The sequence below is a fragment of the Mesorhizobium sp. CA7 genome, assembly GCF_020165015.1.
Lineage (GTDB): Bacteria > Pseudomonadota > Alphaproteobacteria > Rhizobiales > Rhizobiaceae > Mesorhizobium.
The window spans coordinates 760,969-786,239 of record NZ_JAIUHH010000001.1 but is presented as its reverse complement, the minus strand read 5'-3'; the positions used below and the strand labels follow the sequence as shown (position 1 = coordinate 786,239).

Annotated in this window: 24 protein-coding genes and 1 riboswitch; of the genes, 13 read left to right on the top strand and 11 right to left on the bottom strand. The window is 65.3% G+C overall.

Translation table 11 applies throughout. The annotated features are described in order from the left end of the window. Positions 1-11 precede the first annotated feature (11 nt). The 3 genes from cobM to cbiE are packed head-to-tail and all read right to left on the bottom strand — an operon-like array spanning position 12 to position 2,397. The gene (gene cobM / locus LB552_RS03775; RefSeq protein ID WP_224545449.1) at positions 12-776 is read right to left on the bottom strand and encodes a precorrin-4 C(11)-methyltransferase; all 765 of its coding nucleotides are present in this window, start codon (positions 774-776) and stop codon (positions 12-14) included. Next, entirely contained in the window at positions 773-1,159 is a 387-nt protein-coding gene (locus LB552_RS03770) for a cobalamin biosynthesis protein (protein WP_095764849.1), read from the bottom strand. Before LB552_RS03770 ends, cobM begins: the two co-directional genes overlap by 4 nt. Beyond that, positions 1,156-2,397, bottom strand: a complete 1,242-nt coding sequence (gene cbiE, locus LB552_RS03765; protein ID WP_224601968.1) for a precorrin-6y C5,15-methyltransferase (decarboxylating) subunit CbiE — start codon at positions 2,395-2,397, stop codon at positions 1,156-1,158. The genes LB552_RS03770 and cbiE overlap by 4 nt, the downstream gene beginning before the upstream one ends. Before the next feature lies 1 nt (position 2,398). Here cbiE and LB552_RS03760 point away from each other — a divergent pair, with 1 nt between their 5' ends. Next, complete coding sequence (locus tag LB552_RS03760; RefSeq protein ID WP_224601966.1) at positions 2,399-3,166, top strand: cobalt-precorrin-6A reductase; 768 nt, start codon at positions 2,399-2,401, stop codon at positions 3,164-3,166. On the opposite strand, the gene LB552_RS03755 is transcribed toward LB552_RS03760, so the two are convergent. The 8 genes from LB552_RS03755 to LB552_RS03720 all read right to left on the bottom strand — a co-directional run bounded on the left by LB552_RS03755 (position 3,130) and on the right by LB552_RS03720 (position 13,940). Continuing rightward, positions 3,130-3,894, bottom strand: coding sequence for a precorrin-3B C(17)-methyltransferase (locus tag LB552_RS03755; RefSeq protein WP_140839917.1), 765 nt, complete (start codon positions 3,892-3,894; stop codon positions 3,130-3,132). The two genes, LB552_RS03760 and LB552_RS03755, sit on opposite strands and share 37 nt — an antisense overlap. After that, positions 3,891-4,640 carry a precorrin-2 C(20)-methyltransferase gene (locus LB552_RS03750; protein ID WP_224601964.1) on the bottom strand — a complete coding sequence of 250 codons (750 nt, stop codon included), beginning with the start codon at positions 4,638-4,640 and terminating at the stop codon, positions 3,891-3,893. Before LB552_RS03750 ends, LB552_RS03755 begins: the two co-directional genes overlap by 4 nt. Continuing rightward, positions 4,637-5,269 (bottom strand): precorrin-8X methylmutase, encoded by a 633-nt coding sequence (locus tag LB552_RS03745; protein WP_224601962.1) that lies wholly within the window; start codon positions 5,267-5,269, stop codon positions 4,637-4,639. Before LB552_RS03745 ends, LB552_RS03750 begins: the two co-directional genes overlap by 4 nt. Continuing rightward, positions 5,270-6,745 carry a precorrin-3B synthase gene (gene cobG / locus LB552_RS03740; RefSeq protein ID WP_224602270.1) on the bottom strand — a complete coding sequence of 492 codons (1,476 nt, stop codon included), beginning with the start codon at positions 6,743-6,745 and terminating at the stop codon, positions 5,270-5,272. Further along, positions 6,742-10,506 carry a cobaltochelatase subunit CobN gene (locus LB552_RS03735; RefSeq protein WP_224601960.1) on the bottom strand — a complete coding sequence of 1,255 codons (3,765 nt, stop codon included), beginning with the start codon at positions 10,504-10,506 and terminating at the stop codon, positions 6,742-6,744. Before LB552_RS03735 ends, cobG begins: the two co-directional genes overlap by 4 nt. 15 nt (positions 10,507-10,521) lie before the next feature. Further along, the gene (gene cobW, locus LB552_RS03730) at positions 10,522-11,559 is read right to left on the bottom strand and encodes a cobalamin biosynthesis protein CobW (RefSeq protein WP_224601958.1); all 1,038 of its coding nucleotides are present in this window, start codon (positions 11,557-11,559) and stop codon (positions 10,522-10,524) included. Continuing rightward, positions 11,556-11,987, bottom strand: a complete 432-nt coding sequence (locus LB552_RS03725; RefSeq protein ID WP_224545536.1) for a DUF1636 family protein — start codon at positions 11,985-11,987, stop codon at positions 11,556-11,558. Before LB552_RS03725 ends, cobW begins: the two co-directional genes overlap by 4 nt. Before the next feature lie 39 nt (positions 11,988-12,026). Further along, a riboswitch (cobalamin riboswitch) is annotated at positions 12,027-12,231 on the bottom strand. A gap of 509 nt (positions 12,232-12,740) precedes the next feature. Further along, a complete protein-coding gene (locus LB552_RS03720; protein ID WP_224601956.1) occupies positions 12,741-13,940 on the bottom strand; it encodes a winged helix-turn-helix domain-containing protein in 1,200 nt (399 codons plus the stop codon). Positions 13,941-14,274: 334 nt separating this feature from the next. On the opposite strand from LB552_RS03720, the gene LB552_RS03715 reads away from it, so the two are divergent. The 12 genes from LB552_RS03715 to nuoK all read left to right on the top strand — a co-directional run bounded on the left by LB552_RS03715 (position 14,275) and on the right by nuoK (position 25,268). Continuing rightward, positions 14,275-14,640, top strand: a complete 366-nt coding sequence (locus tag LB552_RS03715) for an NADH-quinone oxidoreductase subunit A (RefSeq protein ID WP_042643187.1) — start codon at positions 14,275-14,277, stop codon at positions 14,638-14,640. Further along, positions 14,631-15,212, top strand: coding sequence for a NuoB/complex I 20 kDa subunit family protein (locus LB552_RS03710; RefSeq protein WP_015317338.1), 582 nt, complete (start codon positions 14,631-14,633; stop codon positions 15,210-15,212). Before LB552_RS03715 ends, LB552_RS03710 begins: the two co-directional genes overlap by 10 nt. A gap of 4 nt (positions 15,213-15,216) precedes the next feature. Then, the gene (locus LB552_RS03705) at positions 15,217-15,819 is read left to right on the top strand and encodes an NADH-quinone oxidoreductase subunit C (protein ID WP_224545455.1); all 603 of its coding nucleotides are present in this window, start codon (positions 15,217-15,219) and stop codon (positions 15,817-15,819) included. Between the two features lie 8 nt (positions 15,820-15,827). After that, complete coding sequence (locus LB552_RS03700) at positions 15,828-17,018, top strand: NADH-quinone oxidoreductase subunit D (protein WP_224522764.1); 1,191 nt, start codon at positions 15,828-15,830, stop codon at positions 17,016-17,018. Beyond that, positions 17,019-18,341 (top strand): NADH-quinone oxidoreductase subunit E, encoded by a 1,323-nt coding sequence (locus LB552_RS03695; RefSeq protein WP_224601954.1) that lies wholly within the window; start codon positions 17,019-17,021, stop codon positions 18,339-18,341. It abuts the gene before it with no gap. A 10-nt stretch (positions 18,342-18,351) separates the two neighbouring features. After that, entirely contained in the window at positions 18,352-19,656 is a 1,305-nt protein-coding gene (gene nuoF, locus LB552_RS03690) for an NADH-quinone oxidoreductase subunit NuoF (RefSeq protein WP_095764862.1), read from the top strand. A gap of 75 nt (positions 19,657-19,731) precedes the next feature. Beyond that, a complete protein-coding gene (locus LB552_RS03685; RefSeq protein WP_224545457.1) occupies positions 19,732-20,415 on the top strand; it encodes an NADH-ubiquinone dehydrogenase in 684 nt (227 codons plus the stop codon). A 74-nt stretch (positions 20,416-20,489) separates the two neighbouring features. After that, positions 20,490-22,571: an NADH-quinone oxidoreductase subunit NuoG gene (gene nuoG, locus LB552_RS03680; RefSeq protein ID WP_224545458.1), complete on the top strand. Its 2,082-nt coding sequence runs from the start codon at positions 20,490-20,492 to the stop codon at positions 22,569-22,571. A gap of 2 nt (positions 22,572-22,573) precedes the next feature. After that, the gene (gene nuoH, locus LB552_RS03675) at positions 22,574-23,617 is read left to right on the top strand and encodes an NADH-quinone oxidoreductase subunit NuoH (protein WP_095764865.1); all 1,044 of its coding nucleotides are present in this window, start codon (positions 22,574-22,576) and stop codon (positions 23,615-23,617) included. After that, entirely contained in the window at positions 23,617-24,108 is a 492-nt protein-coding gene (gene nuoI / locus LB552_RS03670; protein ID WP_095764866.1) for an NADH-quinone oxidoreductase subunit NuoI, read from the top strand. Before nuoH ends, nuoI begins: the two co-directional genes overlap by 1 nt. 229 nt (positions 24,109-24,337) lie before the next feature. Beyond that, entirely contained in the window at positions 24,338-24,958 is a 621-nt protein-coding gene (locus LB552_RS03665; RefSeq protein ID WP_140545674.1) for an NADH-quinone oxidoreductase subunit J, read from the top strand. 1 nt (position 24,959) lies between these two features. Then, positions 24,960-25,268: an NADH-quinone oxidoreductase subunit NuoK gene (gene nuoK, locus LB552_RS03660; RefSeq protein WP_027168992.1), complete on the top strand. Its 309-nt coding sequence runs from the start codon at positions 24,960-24,962 to the stop codon at positions 25,266-25,268. Positions 25,269-25,271: the final 3 nt, after the last annotated feature.

Here is a 25,271-nt window from a genome sequence, read left to right as displayed (position 1 = left end):
GGCGCCGCCGTTCACAATCCGTCCCGTCCGCGAAAACGCCGCTGGTAGTGGGCGTCGTACAATGAGCTTTCGCCGAAATCCTGCGCGGCGAGAGCGCTGCCGACGAAGATGATCGCGGTGCGTTCCATCGGGCTCTCCGCCAGTTGCGCTTCGATGGTGCCCAGCGTGCCGGTCAGGATGCGCTCGTCCGGCCAGGAGGCGCGGAAGACGACCGCGACCGGACATTCGGCGCCGTAAAGCGGGGTTAGATCCGCCACGATGCGGTCGATGGCATGGATGGCGAGATGGATGGCTAGCGTGGCGCCGGTGCGGCCGAAGCCGGCCAGCGTCTCGCCCGGCGGCATTTTCGAGGCGCGGCCGGAGATGCGGGTCAGCACCAGGCTTTGCGCGAGCTCGGGAATGGTGAGCTCGCGGCGAAGTGCTGCCGCCGCCGCCGCGAAAGAGGGCACGCCTGGGGTCAGCGAGTAGGGGATGCCGTGCTTTTCCAGCCGCCTGATCTGTTCGGCCACCGCGCTCCACACCGAAAGGTCGCCGGAATGCAGGCGCGAGACGTCGTGGCCGGCCTTGTGCGCGGCGACATATTCGGCCTCGATCTCGTCAAGCGACATCGGCGCGGTGTCGATCAATTTGGTGCCTGGCGCGCAATGCTCGAGCAGTTCCGGCGCGACGATCGAGCCGGCATAGAGGCAGACCGGGCAACTGGCCAGGAGCCGGGCGCCGCGCAGCGTGATGAGATCGGCGGCGCCCGGGCCGGCGCCGATGAAATGGACGGTCATGCGGCGCCTCCGCCAAGAGCGATGGCGCAGGTCACCGGACCGAGCACGATACGCGGTCCAAGCAGTCTCGCACCTTTTCCGGCCGCGGCCAGAGCCGAGGCTTCCGAGACAGAAGGCGTGCCGGCCTGGGCCTGCGACGCTTCGGAGCGACTGACCGTGCCGGACGAGACGGATCGCAGCGCGGCGTCGGAGATGACGAGCACGGGGAGGTCGAGGTCTCGGCCGGCAAGGAAGATCGCCGGCTCGTCGCGCTTGATTTCGCCTGTCGCCAGCGCGGAAAGCGCCGTCATCGCCAGCCCGTGCGCTTCGAGCGCGGTCTCGACCGCGGCGCGAACGTCGCCCGCCGTCACGCCTTTGCGGCTGCCGATGCCCGCGACCATCATGGCTTGACCCAGCTCCACTGCGTGACCGGCATGGCCGGACGCCATGATTGCATCGATCCGACAGGCGCCGCGCGCGACAGGGCGATGCGGGTGAGATCGCCGCCACGCCTGTTGTGCTGGTCGAGCAGCAGCGCCTCCATCTCCAGCGTCACCGCATTGGCGACTAGCCGGCCGCCGGGACGCAGCGCCTTGATCGCCTGCTCCAGCACCCCGGCATCGCTGCCGCCGCCGCCGATGAAGATGGCATCGGGCGTCTCCAATTTTGCCAGCGCCTTAGGCGCGGCGCCCTCGATCACGACGAGGCCGGGCACGCCGCAATGCGCGGCGTTGCGAGCGATGCGGGCGGCGCGTTCTGCGTTAGCCTCGATGGCGATGGCGCGCAGCGAGGAATGAGCCAGCATCCACTCGATGCCGATCGAGCCGGAACCGGCGCCGATGTCCCACAGCAGTTCGCCGCGCCGGGGCGCCAGCGCCGACAGCGTGATGGCGCGGATCTCGCGCTTGGTGATCTGACCGTCATGCTCGAACAGATGATCGGCGAGGCCGACGGTCAAGGGCAGGATGCGCGCATCCGGCGTCGATTCAATTTCGAGCGCCAGCACGTTGAGCGAATTGATGTTTTTGAGATCGAAGGCATCGGCTCGAGCGGCGCGGCGCATCTCATCGGGGCCGCCCAGCGCTTCGAGGACCGTGAATCGCGAAGGGCCGAAACCGAGCTCGTCGAGCAGTGCGGCGATGGCCGCCGGCGCGTCGGCGTCGGAGGTGAGCGCCAGGATGCGCGCGCTGGCATGGAGCAGGGGCCGGATCAGATCGATCGAATGGCCGTGCAGCGAGATGGTCTCGACGTCCTGCAAGGCCCAGCCGAGGCGCGATGCCGCGAGCGACAGAGACGAGGGCGCCGGCAGGACGAGCATCTCATCCGGATTGACCTTGCGCGCCAGCGTGGCGCCGACACCATGGAAAAACGGGTCGCCGGACGCGAGCACGCAGATTTTTTTGCCCGCGACCGCCAGCACGTCGCGCATTTCGGCATCGAAGGGCGTCGGCCACGGGCGCGCTTCGCCCTTGGCCAGCGAGGCGACAAGGCCGAGATGCCGCTTGCCCCCGAAGACGATCTCGGCCTCGGCAATCCGCTGCTTGGCCTCGTCGCCGAGACCCGCTACACCGTCCTCGCCGATGCCGACGATGGTGAGCCACTTTGAGGCGGGCTTGGCGGCGCGCGGACCCTTAGCAGGCATGATGACCCACCATATCCTGATCCTCGGCGGAACGACGGAAGCCCGGCAATTGGCCGGGAAGCTCGCCCGTCGCGACGATTTTTCGGTCACGCTGTCGCTGGCCGGCCGCACTGAAAGCCCGGTCGCGCAAGGCGTGCCGGTGCGTGCCGGCGGCTTCGGCGGCGCAGATGGGCTGGCTGCCTATCTTCGGGAAGAACACGTCGATCTGCTGATCGACGCCACGCATCCATACGCCGCGCGTATCTCGGCCAACGCCGCAGAAGCGGCTGCGCAGGCTGGCGTGCCGGTCCTTGCGCTGCGGCGTCCTGGATGGGAGCCCGTGGCCGGTGATCGCTGGACGCTGGTCGACAGCGTCACTGAGGCGGCGAAGGCGCTTGGCGAGGCGCCGCGCCGCGTTTTCCTGGCGATCGGCCGTCAGGAGGCCGGCGCCTTCGAAGTCGCTCCGCAGCACCGCTACCTGATCCGCAGCGTCGACCCGGTCGAGCCGAAGCTTGCCGTGCCCGATGCACTTTACCTTTTGGCGCGCGGACCGTTTCCCGAAGCGGATGAACGGGCGTTGCTCGAAAAATACGGTATCGATGCCGTCGTTTCCAAGAACAGCGGCGGCGAGGCGACCTATGGCAAGATCGCCGCTGCGCGGGCGCTCGGCATCGAAGTGATCATGATCCGCCGACCGCCTTTGCCGGACGTTCCTTCGGCCAAAACCGTCGATGCGCTGGCGGCAAAAGTCGATCATCTTTTCGACCCTGTTGCCGAGCGCGGCGTGTAGACCAGCGCGGGTTTTTCGCCGCGCTTGATGATCCGGGTTTCGGGCGAGCCGATGATGATGCAGGTCGCCATGTCGGCCTTTGCCGCATCGGCATCCGCCAGCAGAGAGACTTCGATACGCTCGTCGGGCCGGCCGGCAGCGCGGCCGAAGATCACCGGCGTGGTGCCGGGCAGGATCGCCTTCAGGCATTCGAAGGCGCGGCCAAGCTGCCAGGGGCGAGCCTTGCTGATGGGATTGTAGAGCGCGATGACGAAGCCGGCGCCGGCCGCTGCCAGCAGGCGCAATTCGATCAACTCCCACGGCTTCAAATTGTCGGAGAGCGAGATGGCGCAGAAATCATGGCCGAGCGGCGCGCCGATGCGGGCGGCGACGGCGAGCATTGCAGTCACGCCCGGGACAACCGAGATGTCGATGGCACGCCATTCTTCAGGGCCGGCTTCGATCGCCTCGCAAACGGCCGCGGCCATGGCGAAAACGCCGGGATCGCCGCCGGAAACGACGGCGACATTGTGGCCTTCTGCGGCCTTGGCCAGCGCTTCGTTGGAGCGGGCGAGTTCCTCGCGGTTGTCGGAGGCGATGCGGGTCTGGTCCGGCCGCAATTCCAGCCGGTCGAGATAGGGCTTGTAGCCATAGAAGAAGGAAGCCTCGGCGACGGCATTGGCAGCCTGCGGCGTGACCTGGTCGGCATTGCCGGGTCCGAGACCGATGACGGTAAGGCGGCCGCTCACGGCTTGGCACCCGGGCGAGCCGACCAGCCGGCAACCAGCACGATGGCGAAATAGGGCGCCTTGTCGTCCGGCTTTTCGGCAAGCCGCATCGAGACGCTGCCCGGCATGGTGCCGCGCTCGACATAGACGGCCTTCGCCAGCTTGCCGGTCGCTTCCAGCGCGCGGCGGATCTTCGGCAGGTTGCGGCCGACCTTCATGATGACGGCCGCATCGGTGTCGGCGAGGCGGCGGGTCAGCTCGAACTCGCTCATCGTGCCGGGCAGCACACTCAGCACGTCGTCGCCCTGCACGATCGGCAGGCCCGTGCTCGACCAGCAGCCCGACATGGCGGTGATGCCAGGAATGACTTCGGTCGGGAAGCGGTGCGCAAGCCGCACATGCAGATGCATGTAGGAGCCGTAGAAGAGCGGATCGCCCTCCGACAGCACCGCCACCATCCTGCCGGCGCCGAGATGCTCGGCCACCTGTTCGGCCGATTGCTCGTAGAAATCGGCGATCTGCGCGCGGTAGTCGTCGTGATCCTTGTCGATCTCCGTCGTCACCGGATAGAGCAGCGGCAGCTCGATCATGTCCGGCCGGAAGCGCGCCTCGACGATGGCACGCGCATTGCTGTTGTTGCCGCGCTTGGCGAAATAGGCGACGACGTCCGCCTCTGCCAACGCGCGCGCCGCCTTCAGTGTCAGAAGCTCCGGATCTCCAGGGCCGGTGCCGACGCCGACCAGACGGCCTTTCACGATCGCGTTCACAGGCCGGGCCTCGCCAGAGAGTTGAGCGCGGCGGCGGTCATGGCGCTGCCGCCCAGCCTGCCGCGCACGATGGCATAAGGCACGCCGTAGGAATTTTCGGCCAGCGCATCCTTGGATTCGGCAGCACCCACGAAGCCCACAGGCATGCCGATGATCGCGGCCGGCCTCGGCGCGCCGTCGCGCAGCTTCTCAAGCAGATAGAAGAGCGCGGTCGGCGCGTTGCCGATGGCGACGACAGAGCCGGCCATGCGCTCGCCCCAGAGGTCGATCGCCGCGGCCGAGCGGGTGTTGCCGATTTGCCTGGCGATGTCGTGCGTGCGCGGGTCGCGCAGCGTGCATATCACATCGTTGCCGGCCGGCAGACGGGCGCGGGTGACGCCATGCGCCACCATCTCGGCATCGCAGAAGATCGGCGCGCCGGCGGCGAGCGCGGTCCGCGCGGCGGCAACGAAATTATTCGAGAAGACGAAATGGCTGGCGGCTTCAACCTGGCCGCAGGCATGGATCATGCGAATCGCGACATCGGCTTCCGCCTCCGAGAAGCGCGACAGATCCGCCTCGGCGCGGATGATGGCGAAAGACCGCTCGTAGATCGCCGTTCCGTCATGGATATAGTCGTAGGCGGCCATTCACTGGTTCCGTCGATAGAGTTCGGCGATGCCGGCCGCGCCAAGCCTTGCCAGGCAGGCGGCGGCGGTTTCGCCCTGATGTCTTCCGTCGCGGATCGCGGCAAGGATGCCGGCGACCCCGCGCGCGGCGTCATAGCCCGGCCTGTACGCGGCAGGAAGAGCCTTCGCAGTCCCGTCCACGACAAGTCCGGCTCCGTTTTCGTCGCCGACCAGGGTGAGCGCAGCGGTGCCGGGATGCGCGCAGCCCTTGGCGCAGCCGGAGATGTGGAGAGACAGCGAGGCGTCGAGAAGGTCCGCGCTTTCCTTTGCGATGGTTTCGGCGATGGCGCGGGTGGCGATGCGGCCGGACGCGCAAGCCGGCGTGCCGGGGCAGGCGGCGATGCGCGTGCGCGGGTCGGCGGGGTCGGTGACGAAGCCGAGCGTGGCGGCAGAGGCTTTGAGCGAGGAGGGCGCGGAGAGGCCGAGGAAGAGCAAGGCGCGGCCTGGGGCAAGGCGGATTTCGGAGGCGCCGAGGTTTGCGGCTTGGGTGGCGAGATCGACGAGGTTTTGCGCCGGCATGCTGCCGTAGGGCAGGGCGATGCCTAGGGCGTGGGTGTTGCCTAGATTGAATAGGCCAATGGGACTTCTCGCGGGCTGGCGTTCCTGCGCCCCCCTCTCTGTCCTGCCGGACATCTCCCCCGCAAGGGGGGAGATTGCCTTGTCACCGCGGCTTTCGCCAATCTCCAACGCTGAAAGTGGAGAGCCGGCGCGGAAACTGCCAATCTCCCCTCTAGAGGGGGAGATGTCCGGCAGGACAGAGGGGGGCGCGACGGAATGCCAGCCTGCGAGAGAAGCCAACTGTCTCTCCGAAAGATCCTGGGTATGTGCCTCGCGACCTTTTTCGGCGACCATCCGAAGAGCCGCGACTGCAATGTCGCGCGCGCCATCAGCATCGACCGCCGCGAGCGGCTTCGCACTCCGCCCGTCGCCGGCAATCGACACGCTCCACCAGATGTTCGCCGCAGCCTGCATCGCCTTCAGCCGCACATCGGCCGTCACCGCATCCATCGTCAGCTGTCCGCCGCCATCGACAACCACCGACACCTTCGGCCCCAGCCGCGGCGTCAACCCGGCTTCCTCGATCGCCGCCCTGATCCGCTCCGCCACCGGCCGCGGATCGGCGTTCTCTTCCGGATCGATTCCAGCCAGCGGCCCCGTCTCGACCGGCACTCCGGTGCGCACTGCGATGCCTAGCGCATCCACTTCGGCCGCCAGCAACCGGGCGCTTTCGGCCGTCAAACCACGAATCTGCAGGTTGCCGCGCGCCGTCACCTCCATGATGCCGTTGCCGTGACGCAAGGCGGATTCGCCGAGCCCGATCAGCGACTTCGGCGAAATTCCTCCAGCGACTGGGTTGAGCCGCACCAGCAGCCCGTCGCCGGTCTGCATCGGCGCGCTTAGAGCAGGGCAAGCGCCACGGCGCGAAAACGCGTTCATGCCGCCACTCCACCTGCCTGGGCCTCGGCAATCAAGGCCGCGAGGTCGTCGTCGATGGAGTTGCGCAGCGGGTGCCACAGGCCGCGCCGACGGGCGGCGAGGAACCGTTCGGCGATGACCTTGGCAGCCGCCGGATTCTCGCGCAGCAGGAAGGCACGGACGTCCGGGTCGCCAACATAGGCGTCGTGAACGGCCTCGATCAGCGCCCCCGAAATGGCATGCGTGGTTTCGGCGAAGCCGACCAGACGGTCGACCGTTTCGGCGAATTCCGAGGCGCCGCGCGGGCCGTGGCGCATCTGGCCGGCAATGAAGCGCGGGTTGACGGCGCGGGCGCGGACCACGCGCGATACCGCTTCGCCGACCGAACGCGGCTTCGGCTTTTTCGGGTCGGTCGTGTCGAGCACGATCACGTCGGCATTGCGGCCGAGCGTGGCAAGGGCGGCCGAAAAGCCGCCGATGAAGGCGACGTCGGCCGAGCCTTCGAGGATGTCGCGGCCCGGATCGTCGCCGGTGTGGACGAGGAGATCGGCTTCGGCGATGCGGCCCTCGAAAGCGCCGGGCGCCGAGATCGCTTCGCCATCGCCGCCGCCATAGGCGTGCGAGGTGGCGTCGAGATAGGCACGGCCGATCTCTTCGCGCGCGTCCCATTCTCCGCGCGACAGCAAGTCCTCGACGCCGGCGCCATAGGTGCCGGGCGAGGTGCCGAAAATGCGCGGACTGATCTTCCCCTGAGCGCGCGTCGCTGCGGCGAGCGGGTTCTCGGTATCGTCCTCGTCGCGGCTGGCGACCGCGTTGGCAGCGGCGTCGATCAGCGCGATCTGGGTCGGGAACATGTCGCGGAACAGGCCGGAAATGCGCCAGGTGACGTCGACGCGCGGGCGACCGAGCGCTGCCGGCGGCAGCACCTCGATGCCAGTGACGCGGCCGGTGGCACCGTCCCATTGCGGCCGGCAGCCCATCAGCGCCAGACCTTGCGCGATCTCCTCGCCGCCGGTGCGCAACGAGGCGGAGCCCCAAAGGTCGATGACCAGCGAGCGCGGCCAGTCGCCATGGCTCTGCATATAGCTGCGCACCACTTCTTCCGCCGCCGCCTGGCCGAGGTCATAGGCGGTCGGCGTCGGCATGGTGCGCGGATCGGAGGTGAAGAGGTTGCGGCCGGTGGGGAGCACATCGGAGCGACCGCGCGCCGGGGCGCCGGCAGGGCCGGCCTTGATGTGACGGCCGTCGAGCGCGGCGAGGAGGGCTGCCTTTTCGGTTTCCGCGCTTTGCCGGCGCAGCGGATCGGTTTCGTGTTCCTGCGCGCGGCCATAGACGTGCAGCCCATCCTTGAAGGCGAAATCCTTGAGATCGCAAAGCCACGCGTCGATGCGGCGCAGCGCCTCGTCGGGTTGATCGGCCTTGGCCACGCCCGCTTCAGAAGCGAGGCCAGTCTTCTGCGCGGTCTCGACGATCAGCTTTGCAAGTTGGTCACGGCGGCGGCGGTCGAGGCCGTCGGCCTGCGCGTATTCGTCGACCAACCGCTCGAGTTTCTGTTGCGCCTCGTCTAGGCCGGCGCCGCTCAGCGGCGGCGGCAGATGGCCGAGGGTGACGGCCGAAATGCGGCGCTTGGCCTGCGCCGCCTCGCCCGGATTGGAGACGATGAAGGGATAGATGACGGGCAGCGATCCGGTGACGATCTCCGGGAAGCAGGTTCCGGAGAGGGCCACCGTCTTGCCCGGCAGCCATTCGAGCGTGCCATGCGCGCCGACATGGATGATGGCATGCACGCCGAGCGATTTTTGCAGCCACAGGCCGAAGGCGATCAGCTCGTGGCGCGGGGGCAGCGTCGGGTCGTGATAGTCGGCGCGGCGGTCGGCCGAGCGGCCGCGGTCGGGGGCCAGCGCCACGGTGACGTTGCCGAAGGTCGCGGCGCGGAAGGGGAAGGTTGTTTCACCCGCTAGCTGCCAAGGCTGGCGTTCTGTCGCGCCCCCCTCTGTCCTGCCGGACATCTCCCCCTCTAGGGGGGAGATTGGCAGTTCGGGCGCCGGCGCTCCACCTACAACACTGCCGATTGGCGAAAGCGGTAGTGACAGGGCAATCTCCCCCCCTGAGGGGGAGATGTCCGGCAGGACAGAGGGGGGTGCCTCGCGCGAACCTATCCCCTTTGCCTTGCCCCATGTCGCCTCAACTGAAGCTCGCGCTTCCCTCGGCAGTTCCGCTGAAAAGGCAACGTAATCCGTCAACGTAAGGCCAAGCCCACCCACCTCCAACGCATCCAGCAACGCGCGCGGCGATTGCGGAATCCCCTCAACCGCATAGCCCTGTTCCTTCAGGTCATGCAGCATGGCGAGCACGCTTGAAGGCACATCCAGCCCAACGGCGTAACCGGTTCGCCCTGGCGCGCCCGGATAATCAGGGATCAGGATCGCGAGCTTGCGCTTGGCCCGCTCGGTCCGCTGCAGGCGTATAAACGCCGCGATCCGCTTGGCCACCTGCGCGATGCGGTCCGGCTCGGGCCGGTTGGCGAAGGCGCGGAAGGCGAGCGCCGGATCGGTCTCGACCTCGCCCTTGAACGAGACCGCGCCGGCCAGGATGCGGCCGTCGAGCTCGGGCAGCACCACATGCATGGCAAGGTCGGCAGGAGCCAGGCCGCGCTGGTTCTTTTGCCATACCTCGCGCCTGGTGGTGGCGACGATGACCTGGAACACCGGTACGCCCGCGCGGTCGAACAGGGTTTCGGCGCCGGGTTCCGCGCCGGAGGCGAAGGCGGTGGCGGTGACGATGGCGGCGGGGTTCAGGGAGGTGAGGGCGGTTTCGACGAAGGCCAGGGATGCCGCGTCTTTGAGGCTGGACACGAAGATCGGCACGGGGGTGAGCCCTTGCAGCTTCAACGCTTCCACGAGAACGTCGATCGGTGCCACGTCGGCGGCAAGCAGCATCGAGCGGTAGAAGAGGACGGGGATGACCGGGGCGCTGAAGTTGGTCGCGTCGAGTTCTGTCGCCCCCCCCTCTGTCCTGCCGGACATCTCCCCCTCAAGGGGGGAGATTGCTCTGTGGTCGACGGTTTCGCCAACTGTAGATGTTTCAGCTAGCTCGATATTTGACGAAGCAGAGATAGAGCCGGCTTGGGTGACAGCTGATCTCCCCCCTTGAGGGGGAGATGTCCGGCAGGACAGAGGGGGGGGCGAAGGATCGCCGACGCTCGACAGGACTGGCTTTTCGACAACTCCCAGCCCAGGCTGATAAAATCCCGCCTTCGGCACGCTGACCGGCTCGGCCACGGCCGCATCCGACCCGGCAAGCCTTGCCAGCCTTTGCACCAGCGCGCGCATATTGGCCGGGCCGCCTTCGCGGAAATAGCCGAGCAGGGCGTTGAGCTCGGCGCGCGGCAGGGTCGAGCCTTCGACCAGCCGCAGGTCCTCGTCATGGCTTTCGCCGGGCAGCAATGCCAGCTTGATGCCGCGTTCGCGCGCCAGGGCGGCGAGCTGGTCACAGCCGTAGCGCCACCAGTCATAGCCGCCGAGGATGCGGACGAGGATGACCCTGGCGTGGCGGGCGACGCTGTCGATCCACAGGTCCACCGACATCGGGTGGCGAAGGTCGCGCAGCGCCGCAAGCCGCATGGACGGCAGCCGCGCCGCATCCGTCTTCCAGGCCGTGGCCAGGCCGGCGAGATCGCTGTCGGTGAAGGACAGCGCCACCACATCCGCAGGCGTCTGCCTGAGGTCCATCGGCTCGGCGAGATCGTCGAGCGAAGCGGATGTGGTGGCGAGGATGTGCATTGTGGTCGGATTGCCTCAGCCGGCGAGGATACGCTCGATTGCCGGACGGTTCAGCCCCTTGAGGCCGATGACGACGAGCCGCGAGCGGCGGTCGTCCTCGGCCGTCCAGGCGCGGTCGTAATAGTGGTTGACGCGCGGGCCGACAGCCTGCAGCAGGAGCCGCATCGGCTTGCCGCCGACCTCGACGAAACCTTTGACGCGCAGCACATTTTCCTGCTCGGCGGCAAGGGCGACGCGCTTGGCCAGCTCGTCGGGATTGGCGATCGACGGGATGTCGAGGACGAAGGAATCAAAATCGTCGTGCTCGTGATCGAGCTCGTCGTCGTGATGGGTCTTGCGGTTCTCGATGTCGTCCTCCACCGCAAGACCAAGGCCGAGCAGCACCGAGGGATCGACCTTGCCCTGCGACGTCGGCACGACCTTGACCGCACGCGCGACATGCTCGCCGATGACGGCGTTGGCACGGGCGGAGCCCGCCGCATCCATCAGGTCGCTCTTCGACAGGATGATCAGGTCGGCGCAGGCGATCTGGTCCTCGAATACCTCCTCGACCGGATCGTCATGGTCGAGGGAATCGTCCGCCGCACGCTGCGCCTGCAGCGCGTCCATGTCGGAAGCGACGCGGCCGTCGGCCAGAGCGGGGCCGTCGACCACGGCGACGACGCCGTCGACGGTGACGCGGCTCTTCACGGTCGGCCATTGGAAGGCTTGCACCAAGGGCTTCGGCAGAGCGAGACCGGAGGTTTCGATCAGGATGTGGTCGACCTTGGGGTTGAGCGACAGGATCTGGTCGAGCGCCGGCACGAAATCGTCGGCGACGGTGCAGCAGATGCAGCCATTGGCGAGCTCAACAATGTTTTCTTCCGGACAAGAGTCGATGCCGCAGCCTTTCAGGATCTCGCCGTCGATGCCGACATCGCCGAACTCGTTGACGATGATCGCCAGCCGCTTGCCCTTGGCGTTCTCGATCAGGTTGCGGATCAACGTGGTCTTGCCGGCGCCGAGGAAGCCGGTGACGACGGTGCAGGGAACACGGGAAACGGATGCGTTCATGGTCGGTCCTTCAGCATGTCGAGGGGAGGGATGCGGGCAACCAGGCCGCGCTTGAGAGAATCGGGCCGGCCGCGCCAGGGGATGAGGCCATCGGTCGAGGTGGCGAAGAGCTTTGCGCCGGCGACGAGATCGGCGCCGCTGGTCGTGTTCAGATCGCCGAAGACGTAGCTCCAGCAGCCGTCGCGCAGCAGCGCGGCGCTTAGCCGGCGCTTGCAGTTGCCGAGGCATTCGACGGTACGGATGTCGATCTTTTCGCCGCAAGCAGCCCGACGCGTGTCTTCGGCAAGCAGCGCGCCGGCGCGCGGATGCGCATCCGACCCGGTCTCGTCGCGGCAGGATGAGCAGACGATGACGGTGGCGCCAGCCAAAGCATCGGGCTCGGACGGAATGTCCGCGCTGTTTGCCGGGAAACTGCCGTTGCGATCCAAAACCATGCTCCTTGCCCGGAAAACCCGCCGGGCATTCGGATACTTAAAGTCTCAGACGGCAGGTCTCCTGGCTCGCGGGTCGTCACCCTGAATGCCGCCTTCCCGGGAACATCCCAGTGGTTTTCGGCAGAGGCTCGTCGCTTACAGTTGCGGGGACAGCCGCGGATTTGGGCTTTCGGCCCGCACCGCATTCCCTCTTGGCTCCTCCCTTTGCCGGGAGAAGACCGTCTGGGTCAGGATTTAGAGGGTTCAGGGGGCTGGAGTCAACGACTGGCTTAGTACCAGCCTTTTGGCGGCTTTATGGGTTTGAGGTATGGACCCACAAGTTTGCGAGGCGGTGAGGCCACGGGCGCCATACTTAACGAACAGCCGTGCTGGCAAACCGGTTCCCACATCAAGACGAAGCGATTGGCGTCGAACTTCGGCTCATGAACTATTATATAGCGCTGCCCTACCGGCAATAAGCCACAGGCGCCTGCGATCTGCTTGTCGATCGTTCCAAACTCCAACCACCGCAGAAGAAGCGCCGTCACTTCTTTTGGCTGCATACCGGGTGCAATGTGGCCGCCACAGAAAATGACTGGACGCGTGACCTCTACCCATTCCTCTCGGTAAGCACCTGTCGCATATGATGGCGACGCTAAGGTCAGGTAGGCCAAGACCAGACATATCGAGCGCCTGAAAACCATCGCAACCGATCCTAACCACAGTTGGGATGTTCTATTTTTGTTCACTCTCCCTGTCAACGCGCAGCTACGACACCGCGATGTCGGCCAGCGCCGGCCCGAGGTCGCCGGCCGGCGTCACCTCGATCGCCTCCAGGCCAAGCCAGCCTTGCATCTGCTTCAACTCGTCGAAGAGCTGTGCGGCCGTTTCGGCGGGGGCCTCGGCTTCGGCATAGGCGGCATGGACGCGCAGCACGCTGGCTGGGCGGTCGGCCCTCAGGTCGACGCGGGCGACGATGCGGTCGCCGAGCAGGAAAGGCAGCACATAATAGCCATATTGGCGCTTTTCCGCCGGCGTGTAGATCTCGATGCGGTAGTGGAAATCGAAGAGTTTCTCCGTCCTGGTGCGTTCGAAGACGACGGGATCGAAGGGGGCGAGCAGGGCGCGCGCTTCTATCCGGCGCGGGAAACGGGCGTCCTTGTGGAGATAGGCGGTCTTGTCCCAACCTTCGACCTTCACCGGCAGCAATTCGCCGGCTTCGACCAGGTCCTCGATACGATCCTTCGTGTCGCCCGGCGCGAGACGAAAATAGTCGCGAAGGTCGCCATAGGTGGCGATGCCATGGGCGCGGGCGGAAATGCGCAGCAATTCGCGATGCGCGTCCTCGACCGAGGGTACGGGCAGGTCGAGGACCGCCTGCGGCAAAACGCGCTCGGGCAGGTCGTAATAGCGTTCAAAGCCGCGGCGGTAGGCGGTGGTGATGCGCCCGGCCCAGAACAGCCATTCGAAAGCGTGCTTGGCCTCGCTCCAGCCCCACCAGCCGCCATTGCCCTTGTGGCCTTCGATATCGGAGGCGGCGATCGGACCGCGATCGGCGACCTCTCTATATATCTCATCGATCATTTCCTTGCGCTCACGGCCCCATTTCGCCAGGCCGAGATACATCTCGTCGCCCTGCTCGGCGCGCTCCATGCGCCAGCGCATCAAAGGGTAGGTCTCGACGGGCAGGAACGACGCCTCATGCGCCCAGTATTCGAACACGGCGCGCTTGCGGGTGACTGCGGCATTGTCGAGCAGCGTAAGCGGGTAGGGGCCGAGGCGCGAATAGAGCGGCATGTAATGCGCGCGCACCACCGCGCTCACGGAATCGATCTGCAGAAGGCCGGTTCGCGAAAGTACCCGCGCAAGGTGGCGGCGATCCGGAACACCACTGGGCCTAGGGTCGTTGAACCCTTGCGCGCCGAGCGCGACGCGCCTCGCCATGGCCAGCGAAATCTTGTCCTTCATCAGGTGTCCTTGCCCCGATCGTCCGTTGGATTTTTAGCCGGTGATTCCTGTCATGCTAGCAGGCAAATGGCGGTAGATATGTCAGGAGAGAAAACTGGAGTAAAAACTGAAGGAAATCAAACAGGAGCGGATCGGACCAGTTTCTTCCGATAAGGCGTCCAGAGCCGCGATTTGAACAACGTTTGACTTGCGTCACCGAAACCGCTGCGCTAACCCTCGCCGCGTTGCAGCATGGGCCCCTTAAAACGGTTCAGCGGTTAATCTGTCACGCTTCCGCATTAGAGTTCGTTGCTGTAATCAAAATGAACTGCCCCCGCCGAAGGAAAGTCGCCGCATGAGCGCACTCCTAAGTTCGTACCTGCCTATCGTGCTGTTCATCGCCGTGGCGATGATCGTCGGTCTGGCGCTCATCATCGCTCCGTTCCTTGTGGCCTACCGCAATCCCGACCCGGAAAAGCTTTCCGCCTATGAATGCGGGTTCAACTCGTTCGACGACGCCCGCATGAAGTTCGACATCCGCTTCTACCTGGTGTCGATCCTGTTCATCATCTTCGATCTCGAGGTCGCCTTCCTGTTCCCGTGGGCGGTGTCCTTCTCGAAGCTTGGCATGCTCGGCTTCTGGTCGATGATGGTGTTCCTGGCGGTGTTGACCATCGGCTTTGCCTATGAATGGAAAAAAGGAGCGCTGGAATGGGATTGAACGACAGTTCAGGCACCCTCGTCGCGCCGAAGCCCAAGGGCATCATCGACCCCAACACCGGCAGGCCGGTGGGGGAGGACGATCCCTTCTTCCTCGAAATCAACAATGAGCTGGCCGACAAGGGTTTTCTCGTCACCTCGACCGAGGCGCTGATCACCTGGGCGCGCAGCGGCTCGCTGATGTTCATGACCTTCGGCCTCGCCTGCTGCGCGGTCGAGATGATCCACACCTCGATGCCGCGCTATGACTCGGAGCGTTTCGGCGTCGCGCCGCGCGCGTCGCCGCGCCAGTCCGACATTATGATCGTCGCCGGCACGCTGACCAACAAGATGGCGCCGGCGCTGCGCAAGGTCTACGATCAGATGCCGGAGCCGCGCTACGTCATCTCGATGGGCTCCTGCGCCAATGGCGGCGGCTACTATCACTATTCCTATTCGGTGGTGCGCGGCTGCGACCGCGTCGTGCCGGTCGACATTTATGTGCCCGGCTGCCCGCCGAGCGCGGAGGCGCTGCTCTACGGCATTCTCCTTCTGCAGAAGAAGATCCGCCGCACCGGCACGATCGAACGGTGAGCCGATGACCCTGGCGTTGAACGAACTCTCCATCTATCTCGGCGAGAAGCTCTCCGGCCGCATCGGCGAAGCCGTGCTTGCCTATGGTGAGCTCACGGTTTCAGTTGAACCGGGCAACCTGATCGAGGTCGCGACCTTCCTGCGCGACGATCCGCGCTGCCAGTTCATCTCGATCATCGATGTCTGCGGAGCGGACTACCCGTCGCGCGCCAGGCGCTTCGACGTCGTCTATCACCTATTGTCGCCGAAGCAGAATGTCCGCATCAGGCTCAAGGTCCAGGCCGACGAGGAGACGCTGGTGCCGTCGCTGACCGGCGTCTATCCGGGTGCCGACTGGTTCGAGCGCGAGACCTACGACCTTTACGGCGTGCTGTTCTCGGGCCATCCGGACCTGCGCCGCATTCTCACCGACTATGGTTTCGAGGGGCATCCGCTGCGCAAGGATTTCCCGCTGACCGGTTTCGTCGAGGTGCGCTACGACGACGAGGCCAAGCGGGTGATCTACGAGCCGGTGGAATTGAAGCAGGAATTCAGAAATTTCGACTTCTTGAGCCCGTGGGAAGGAACGGATTACGTCCTTCCCGGGGATGAGAAGGCGAAACAGTAGGGCGACCCATGGCTGAAACCTCCGTCCGCAACTTCAACATCAACTTCGGCCCGCAGCATCCTGCGGCGCATGGCGTTTTGCGCCTGGTGCTGGAGCTGGACGGCGAGGTGGTCGACCGCGTCGATCCGCACATCGGTCTGCTGCATCGCGGCACCGAGAAGCTGATCGAGGCCAAGACCTATCTGCAGGCCGTGCCTTATCTCGACCGGCTCGATTATTGCGCGCCGATGAACCAGGAGCATGCCTTTGCGCTCGCGGCCGAGCGCCTGCTCGGCATCGAGGTGCCGAAGCGCGGTCAGCTGATCCGCGTGCTCTATTCCGAGATGGGCCGCATCATGTCGCACATCTTGAATGTGACGACGCAGGCCATGGACGTCGGCGCGCTGACGCCGCCGCTGTGGGGCTTCGTCGAGCGCGAAAAGCTGATGGTGTTCTATGAGCGCGCTAGCGGTTCGCGCATGCATGCGGCTTATTTCCGGCCGGGCGGCGTGCACCAGGACCTGCCGCAGAAGCTCGTCGAGGACATCGGCAAGTGGATCGACCCGTTCCTGAAGTCGATCGACGATCTCGACGCGCTCTTGACCGGTAACCGCATCTTCAAGCAGCGCAATGTCGATATCGGCACGGTGTCGCTGGCCGACGCCTGGGCCTGGGGCTTTTCTGGCGTGATGGTGCGCGGCTCGGGCGCCGCCTGGGACCTGCGCAAATCGCAGCCCTATGAATGCTATTCCGAAATGGATTTCGACATTCCGATCGGCAAGAACGGCGACTGCTACGACCGTTACCTGGTGCGCATGGAAGAGATGCGCCAGTCGGCCAGGATCATGCGCCAATGCGTCGATCTCTTGCTCGGCAAGGAAAGCGCCGGCCCGGTGTCGAACCTCGACGGCAAGGTCGTGCCGCCGAAGCGCGCCGCGATGAAGCGCTCGATGGAAGCGCTGATCCATCACTTCAAGCTCTATACCGAGGGCTACCGCGTGCCGGCCGGCGAGGTCTATGCGGCCGTCGAGGCGCCGAAAGGCGAATTTGGCGTCTACCTGGTCTCCGACGGCACCAACAAGCCCTATCGATGCAAGCTGCGCGCGCCCGGTTTTGCGCATCTGCAAGCCATGGATTTCCTGTGCCGCGGCCACATGCTGGCCGACGTCACCGCCGTGCTTGGCTCCCTCGACATCGTGTTTGGTGAGGTCGATCGCTAAATGTCAGTCCGCCGTCTTGCAGAAGCCAGCCTCCAGCCTGCCACCTTCGCCTTCAACGAGGCGAACGCGGCGGCCGCCCAGCAGTGGATCGCCAAATACCCGAAGGGGCGCGAGCAGTCGGCGATCATCCCGTTGCTGATGATCGCGCAGGAGCAGGAAGGCTGGGTCACCAAGGCGGCGATCGAGACGATCTCGGACATGCTCGGCATGCCGCGCATCCGTGGCCTCGAAGTCGCGACTTTCTATACGCAGTACCAGCTCAATCCGGTCGGCACGCGCGCGCATATCCAGGTCTGCGGCACCACGCCCTGCATGCTGCGCGGCTCCGAAGCGCTGATGGATGTGTGCCGTTCGAAAATCCATCACGACCAGTTCCATACTAACGACAAGGGCACGCTGTCGTGGGAGGAGGTCGAATGCCTCGGCGCCTGCGTCAACGCGCCGATGGTCATGATCTTCAAGGACACTTTCGAGGACCTGACGCCCGAGCGGCTGGCCGAGATCATCGATCTCTACGACGCCGGCAAGGGCGCCGAGGTGAAGCCTGGCCCGCAGAACGGCCGCCACGGGTCCGAGCCGGCTACCGGGCTGACGACGCTGACCAGCGAAAAGGCGATCCTGAAGTCGACGCGCGACAAGGAAGCCAGGGCGGCGGCGAAAGCCGCCAAGGAAGCTCTCGCGTCGGCGCCGCCTGCAACTCCCGCCGCAGCCCCGGCACCCGCTGCGCCGGCAGCTTCGGCGCCGGCTACGGCCGCCCCTGGCCCGATTGGACCGTCAAAATCCAGCAAGCCGAAGACCCATGCGGCTGAAACCAGCCCGGCGCTCAACACGCCGTCGCCGGTCAAGGTCGCCCCGGCCACCGAGAATGGCGCCAGCGTCAGGGCGCCGCGCCACTCGGCCGCCAACGCCAACCAGGCCGCTCCGGAAGTCGAGGCGGTTTCAAAGCCGCGCAGCGGGCCGAAGACCAAGGCCGAGCCGGCCACCGCTTTCAAGGCGCCGGAAACCAAGCAGCCTGTCGCCAAGACGACGAAACCTTCGCTCGACGACAAGAACCGGCCGGCCGGCATCGAGCGCCCGGCAACGGTCGACGATCTCAAGCTGATCTCAGGCGTCGGCCCGAAGATCGAAGGCACCCTGCATTCGCTGGGCATCTACACCTTCGCGCAGGTCGCCGCCTGGAAGAAAGCCGAGTGCGAATGGGTCGACGGCTATCTCAATTTCCGCGGCCGCATCGAGCGCGACGACTGGGTGAAGCAGGCCAAGGCGCTCGCCAAGGGCGGCGTCGCCGAATACATCCGCGTCTTCGGCAAGAAGCCGGTCTGAGGGACGACAAATGCTTCAGGACAAAGACCGCATCTTCACCAACATCTACGGCCTGTTCGACAAGTCGCTGGCCGGCGCGCAGTCGCGCGGCATCTGGGACGACACGCCAGGCCTCGTCGCCAAGGGCCGCGACTGGATCATCAACGAAATGAAGGCGTCGGGCCTGCGCGGGCGCGGCGGCGCCGGCTTCCCGACCGGGTTGAAGTGGTCGTTCATGCCCAAGCAGAGCGACGGACGGCCGAGCTATCTGGTCATCAACGCCGACGAATCCGAGCCCGGCACCTGCAAGGACCGCGATATCCTGCGCAACGATCCGCACACGCTGGTCGAAGGCGCGCTGGTCGCCGGCTTCGCCATGGGCGCGATCGCCGCCTACATCTATGTGCGCGGCGAGTTCATCCGCGAGCGTGAGGCGCTGCAGCGCGCCATCGACGAGGCTTACGCGGCCAAGCTGATCGGCAAGAACAACACGTCCGGCTACGACTTCGACATCTACATGCATCATGGCGCCGGCGCCTATATCTGCGGCGAGGAGACGGCGCTGCTCGAAAGCCTGGAAGGCAAGAAGGGACAGCCGCGGCTGAAGCCGCCATTCCCGGCTAATGTCGGCCTCTATGGCTGCCCGACCACCGTCAACAACGTCGAATCGATCGCGGTGGCGCCGACCATCCTGCGCCGGGGCGCCGCCTGGTTCTCGTCCTTCGGTCGCCCGAACAATGCCGGCACCAAGCTGTTCTGCGTGTCCGGCCACGTCAACAATCCGTGCACTTTCGAAGAAGCGATGTCGATCCCGTTCCGCGAGCTGATCGAGACGCATTGCGGCGGCATCCGCGGCGGCTGGGACAATCTGCTTGCGGTCATTCCGGGCGGCGCTTCAGTGCCGCTGGTGCCGGCCGAGCAGATCATCGATGCGCCGATGGATTTCGACGCGCTGCGCGACCTGAAATCCGGGCTCGGCACGGCGGCCGTCATCGTCATGGACAAGTCGACGGATATCGTGAAGGCGATCGCCAGGCTGTCCTACTTCTACAAGCATGAGAGCTGCGGCCAGTGCACGCCGTGCCGCGAAGGCACCGGCTGGATGTGGCGGGTGATGGAGCGGCTGGTGCGCGGCGAGGCGCAGAAGCGCGAGATCGACATGCTGCTCGACGTCACCAAGCAGGTCGAGGGCCACACAATCTGCGCGCTGGGCGACGCGGCTGCCTGGCCGATCCAGGGCCTGATGCGGCATTTCCGCGGCGAGGTGGAACGCCGCATCGACGAGTTTTCGCGCAACGCGCACCGGGTCGAGCCGGTGATGGTGGCGGCGGAATAAGACTACGAAATACGGGCTTGGCCCGAAGACTGAAAAACTGGGGCGGGCATACGAAGAAACGACCAGGAGATCTCTATGGCGCCGTATTCGATACCCTATCCGTTCGTGCCTGATTTGGACCAACTCGAGAAGATGAACCAGGACCTGACCAAGATGATGCCGAAGGAGATGGCCAGCGCCGTCAACCTTCTGGCGCATCCAGTCGCGGGCGCCGCCGCGATGTCGGCGCTCAGCATCGGTCTGGCCAACCACGCCGTCGGCATGTGGATGGGCGCGTTCACCGGCGCGCTGGAGGCTTCGCAGCGCATGTTCCAGCCTTTCCTCGACGATCTCGAGGCGCAGCATGAAGCGGCCGCCAACGCCTCCAAGGCGCGCAAGGCGACCGAGACGTTGATCGCCAGGGCTCAGACCTTCGCCCAGGATGTGACCGACATAGCGGCGAACGCGACCGAGAAGGCGCTCGACGCGACCGGGGCCGATATTGTCGCCCAACCGGCCGCAACGGGGCTGATGCCTGAGGATTTCAGGCAGCCTAAGGCCGTCGACAAGCCGGCGAATCCGTCGGACCTGAAGGCGATTTCGGGTGTCGGACCGAAGCTGGAGAAGGTGCTCAACGGTCTCGGCATCTGGACCTATGGCCAGATCGCCGCCTGGACCTCGGAAGAGATCGCCTGGGTGGAAGATTACCTGTCGCTCGCCGGCCGTATCGGCCGCGACAACTGGACTGCCCAGGCCGCGGCGCTCGCCGCGAAGAAGTGAATTGAAATGCCGGGCGCGGCTTCAGTCGCGCCCGGAAGGATAGATTGCGGGACATCCGCAGAGGTTTGAGGCGAATGGCAAAGCTAAAGGTCGACGGGAAAGAGATCACGGTACCCGACCATTACACGCTGCTGCAGGCGGCCGAGGACGCCGGCGCGGAAGTGCCGCGCTTCTGCTTCCACGAGCGGCTGTCGATCGCCGGCAATTGCCGCATGTGCCTGATCGAGGTGAAGGGCGGTCCGCCCAAGCCACAGGCCTCCTGCGCCATGGGCGTGCGCGACCTGCGTCCCGGCCCGAATGGCGAGCCGCCGGAAATCTTCACCAACACGCCGATGGTCAAGAAGGCCCGCGAAGGCGTGATGGAATTCCTGTTGATCAATCATCCGCTCGATTGCCCGATCTGCGACCAGGGCGGCGAATGCGACCTGCAGGACCAGGCGATGGCCTTCGGCGTCGATTCCTCGCGCTATCATGAGAACAAGCGCGCGGTCGAGGACAAGTATATAGGCCCGCTGGTCAAGACGGTGATGAACCGCTGCATCCATTGCACGCGCTGCGTCCGCTTCACCACCGAGGTTGCCGGCATTTCCGAGCTCGGCCTGATCGGCCGCGGCGAGGATGCCGAGATCACCACCTATCTCGAACAGGCGATGACGTCGGAGCTGCAGGGCAACGTCATCGATCTGTGCCCGGTCGGCGCGCTGACCTCGAAGCCGTTCGCCTTCCAGGCGCGGCCGTGGGAACTGACCAAGACGGAATCGATCGACGTCATGGACGCAGTCGGCTCGGCGATCCGCGTCGACAGCCGCGGTCGCGAGGTGATGCGCATCCTGCCGCGCGTCAACGAGGCGGTGAACGAGGAGTGGATCTCCGACAAGACCCGCTTCATCTGGGACGGCCTGCGCACGCAGCGCCTAGACCGCCCTTACGTGCGCAAGAACGGCAGGCTCGTTTCGGCAAGCTGGGCGGAAGCCTTCGCCGCGATCAAGGACGAGGTTGCAAAGACCGCACCCGAGCGGATCGGCGCCATCGCCGGCGATCTCGCCGCGGTCGAGGAAATCTACGCGCTCAAGCTGCTGATGGCCGCGCTCGGCTCGAAGAACATCGACTGCCGCCAGGATGGAGCAGCGCTCGACCCGTCGCTCGGCCGCGCCAGCTACATCTTCAACCCGACCATCGAAGGCATCGAGCAGGCCGATGCGGTGCTGATCATCGGCGCCAATCCGCGCTTCGAGGCCTCGGTGCTGAACGCCCGCATCCGCAAGCGCTGGCGTGTCGGCAATCTGCCCGTCGGCGTCATCGGCGAGATCGGCGACACACGCTACGACTATGAGCTGATCGGAGCCGGCCCGGAATCGCTCAAGGACCTTGCCGACGGCAACGGCAAGTTCTTCGAGGTGCTGAGCAAGGCCACGCATCCGCTGATCATCGTGGGCCAGGGCGCGCTGGCGCGCACCGACGGCGCAGCGGTGCTCGGCCAGGCAGCCAGGCTCGCGGCCGCTGTCAACGCGGTCACAGCCGAGTGGAACGGCTTTGCGGTGCTGCACAACGCAGCGGCAAGAGTCGGCGGCCTCGATGTCGGCTTCGTGCCGGGCGAGGGCGGCAAGAACGTCGCCGGCATGCTGGGCGACACCGATGTGCTCTTCCTGCTCGGCGCCGACGAGATCGACATGGCCAAGACCGGCGGCGCCTTCGTCGTCTATATCGGCACGCATGGCGATGCCGGCGCGCACCGCGCCAATGTCATCCTGCCGGCCGCGGCCTATACCGAGAAGTCGGGCACCTATGTCAACACGGAAGGCCGCGTGCAGCAGACCAACCGCGCCGGCTTCGCTCCTGGCGAGGCGCGCGAGGACTGGGCGATCCTGCGGGCGCTCTCCGACGTGCTCGGCAAGAAGCTGCCCTTCGATTCGCTGGCGCAACTGCGTGCCAAGCTCTATGGCGAATTCCCGCATCTCGCCCGCATCGATCAGGTGCAGGCGGGCAGCGGCGACGACATCGCCAAGGTGGCGAAGCTCGGCGGCCGGCTTAACAAGGGCACGTTCACCTCGCCGGTGAAGGATTTTTATCTCACCAACCCGATCGCGCGGGCGTCGGCCGTGATGGCCGAATGCTCGGCGCTGGCCAAGAGCGGCTTCAAGCAGGCGGCGGAATAAGCATGGACACCTTCTTTTCCTTCTATGTGCTGCCGACGCTGCTGATCCTGTTGAAGTCGGTCGTGCTGATCGTCGTGCTTCTGATCGGCGTCGCCTATCTGCTTTATGCCGACCGCAAGATCTGGGCGGCGGTGCAATTGCGGCGCGGGCCGAACGTCGTCGGTCCGTGGGGAACGCTGCAGGCCTTTGCCGACCTTCTGAAATTCGTCTTCAAAGAGCCGGTGATCCCGTCGGGCGCCAACAAGGGCGTGTTCCTTCTGGCGCCGCTGGTCTCGGCGGTGCTGGCGATTTCGGCCTGGGCGGTCATTCCGGTCAATGAGGGCTGGGCGATCGCCAACATCAATGTCGGCATCCTTTATGTTTTCGCCATCTCCTCGCTCGAGGTCTATGGCGTGATCATGGGCGGCTGGGCATCGAACTCGAAGTACCCGTTCCTCGGCGCGCTGCGCTCGGCCGCGCAGATGGTGTCCTACGAAGTCTCGATCGGCTTCGTCATCGTCACCGTGCTGCTCACCGTCGGCTCGCTCAACCTCTCCGACATCGTCATGTCGCAGCAGGACGGTCTCGGCACGCGGCTCGGCCTGCCCAACACCTTCCTCGACTGGCACTGGCTGTCGCTGTTGCCGATGTTCGTGGTGTTCTTCATTTCCGCGCTTGCCGAGACGAACCGCCCGCCCTTCGACCTGGTGGAAGCGGAATCGGAACTCGTCGCCGGCCACATGGTCGAATATTCGTCGACGCCGTTCCTGCTGTTCTTCCTCGGCGAGTATGTCGCCGTCGTGCTGATGTGCGCGCTGGCGACCATCCTCTTCCTCGGCGGCTGGCTGCCGCCGTTCAACTTCGCGCCCTTCACCTGGATACCTGGGGTGATCTGGTTCGTGCTGAAGATCTGCCTGATGTTCTTCATGTTCTCGATGGTGAAGGCTTTTGTGCCGCGCTACCGCTACGACCAGCTGATGCGGCTGGGCTGGAAGGTGTTCCTGCCGATTTCGCTGTTCATGGTCGTCGCCACCGCGGCCTTCCTCAAGATCACGGGGTTTGCGTGATGTCCGCTCTGGCCCAGGCCGCAAAATCGCTGCTGCTGAAGGATTTCGTCAGCGCCTTCTTCCTGTCGATGCGCCAATTCTTCGCACCGAAGGAAACGATCAACTATCCGCATGAGAAGGGGCCGATCAGCCCGCGTTTCCGCGGCGAGCATGCGCTGCGCCGCTATCCGAACGGCGAGGAACGCTGCATCGCCTGCAAGCTTTGCGAGGCGATCTGTCCGGCGCAGGCCATCACCATCGAGGCCGGCCCGCGCCGCAATGACGGCACGCGCCGCACCGTGCGCTACGACATCGACATGGTGAAGTGCATCTATTGCGGCTTCTGCCAGGAAGCCTGCCCGGTCGACGCCATCGTCGAAGGGCCCAATTTCGAATTCGCGACCGAGACGCGCGAGGAGCTCTACTACAACAAGGAAAAGCTGCTCGCGAACGGCGATCGCTGGGAGCGGGAGCTGGCGCGCAACATCGCGCTGGATGCGCCGTATAGGTGATTAGCGTGCTTCTCCCCGTTTACGGGGAGAAGACGCCGGCAGGCAGATGAGGGGCCGCGCCAGCTTCTGGAAACTTGGCGTACCCCTCATCCGGCCCTTCGGGCCACCTTCTCCCAGTAAACGGGGAGAAAGAACAAGAAAGTGGACGGCGCAACGTCGTCCGTCTAAGGAACACGCGGTTTCGAACCGGAGGCGGGTCGGAGTCGGAATTTGGAACCCGGGGGAACCCATGCTGAGTGGACTAGAGGCGGCCTTTTTCTACCTCTTCGCCTTTATCGCCGTGGCGTCGGCCTTCATGGTCATTTCGTCGCGCAACCCCGTGCATTCCGTGCTGTTCCTGATCCTCACCTTCTTCAACGCCGCGGGGCTGTTCATGCTGACCGGCGCCGAGTTCCTGGCGATGATCCTGCTGGTCGTCTATGTCGGCGCGGTTATGGTGCTGTTCCTGTTCGTCGTCATGATGCTCGACGTCGACTTCGCCGAGATGAAAGAGGGCGCGCTGCAATACGCGCCGATCGGCGCGCTGGTCGGGCTGATCCTGGCGGCGGAGCTGATCGTCGTGCTCGGCGGCTACACATTTGCGCCGCAGCTCGCCTCGACGGTCGCCAAGGCGACGCCGGATCTTGCCACGCGCTCCAACACGGCGGCGCTCGGCGACATCCTCTACACGGACTACCTCTATTATTTCCAGATTTCCGGCCTTGTGCTGCTGGTCGCCATGATCGGCGCCATCGTCTTGACGCTGCGCCATAAGGAAGGCGTCAAGCGGCAGTCGATCGCCGCGCAGGTCGCCCGCACGCCGGCGACGGGCATGGAAATCCGCAAGGTCAAATCGGGCGAGGGCATCTGAGATGGTCGTCGGCATTGCACACTACCTGACGGTATCGGCGATCCTGTTCACGCTCGGCGTGTTCGGCATCTTCCTGAACCGCCGCAACATCATCGTCATCCTGATGTCGATCGAGCTCATCCTGCTTGCGGTCAACATCAACTTCGTCGCTTTCTCGGCGGCGCTCCATGACCTTGTCGGACAGGTCTTTGCCCTGTTCGTGCTGACGGTCGCAGCCGCTGAAGCCGCGATCGGACTTGCCATTCTTGTCGTCTTCTTCCGCAACCGCGGCTCGATCGCGGTCGAAGACGTGAGCGCGATGAAGGGTTGACGG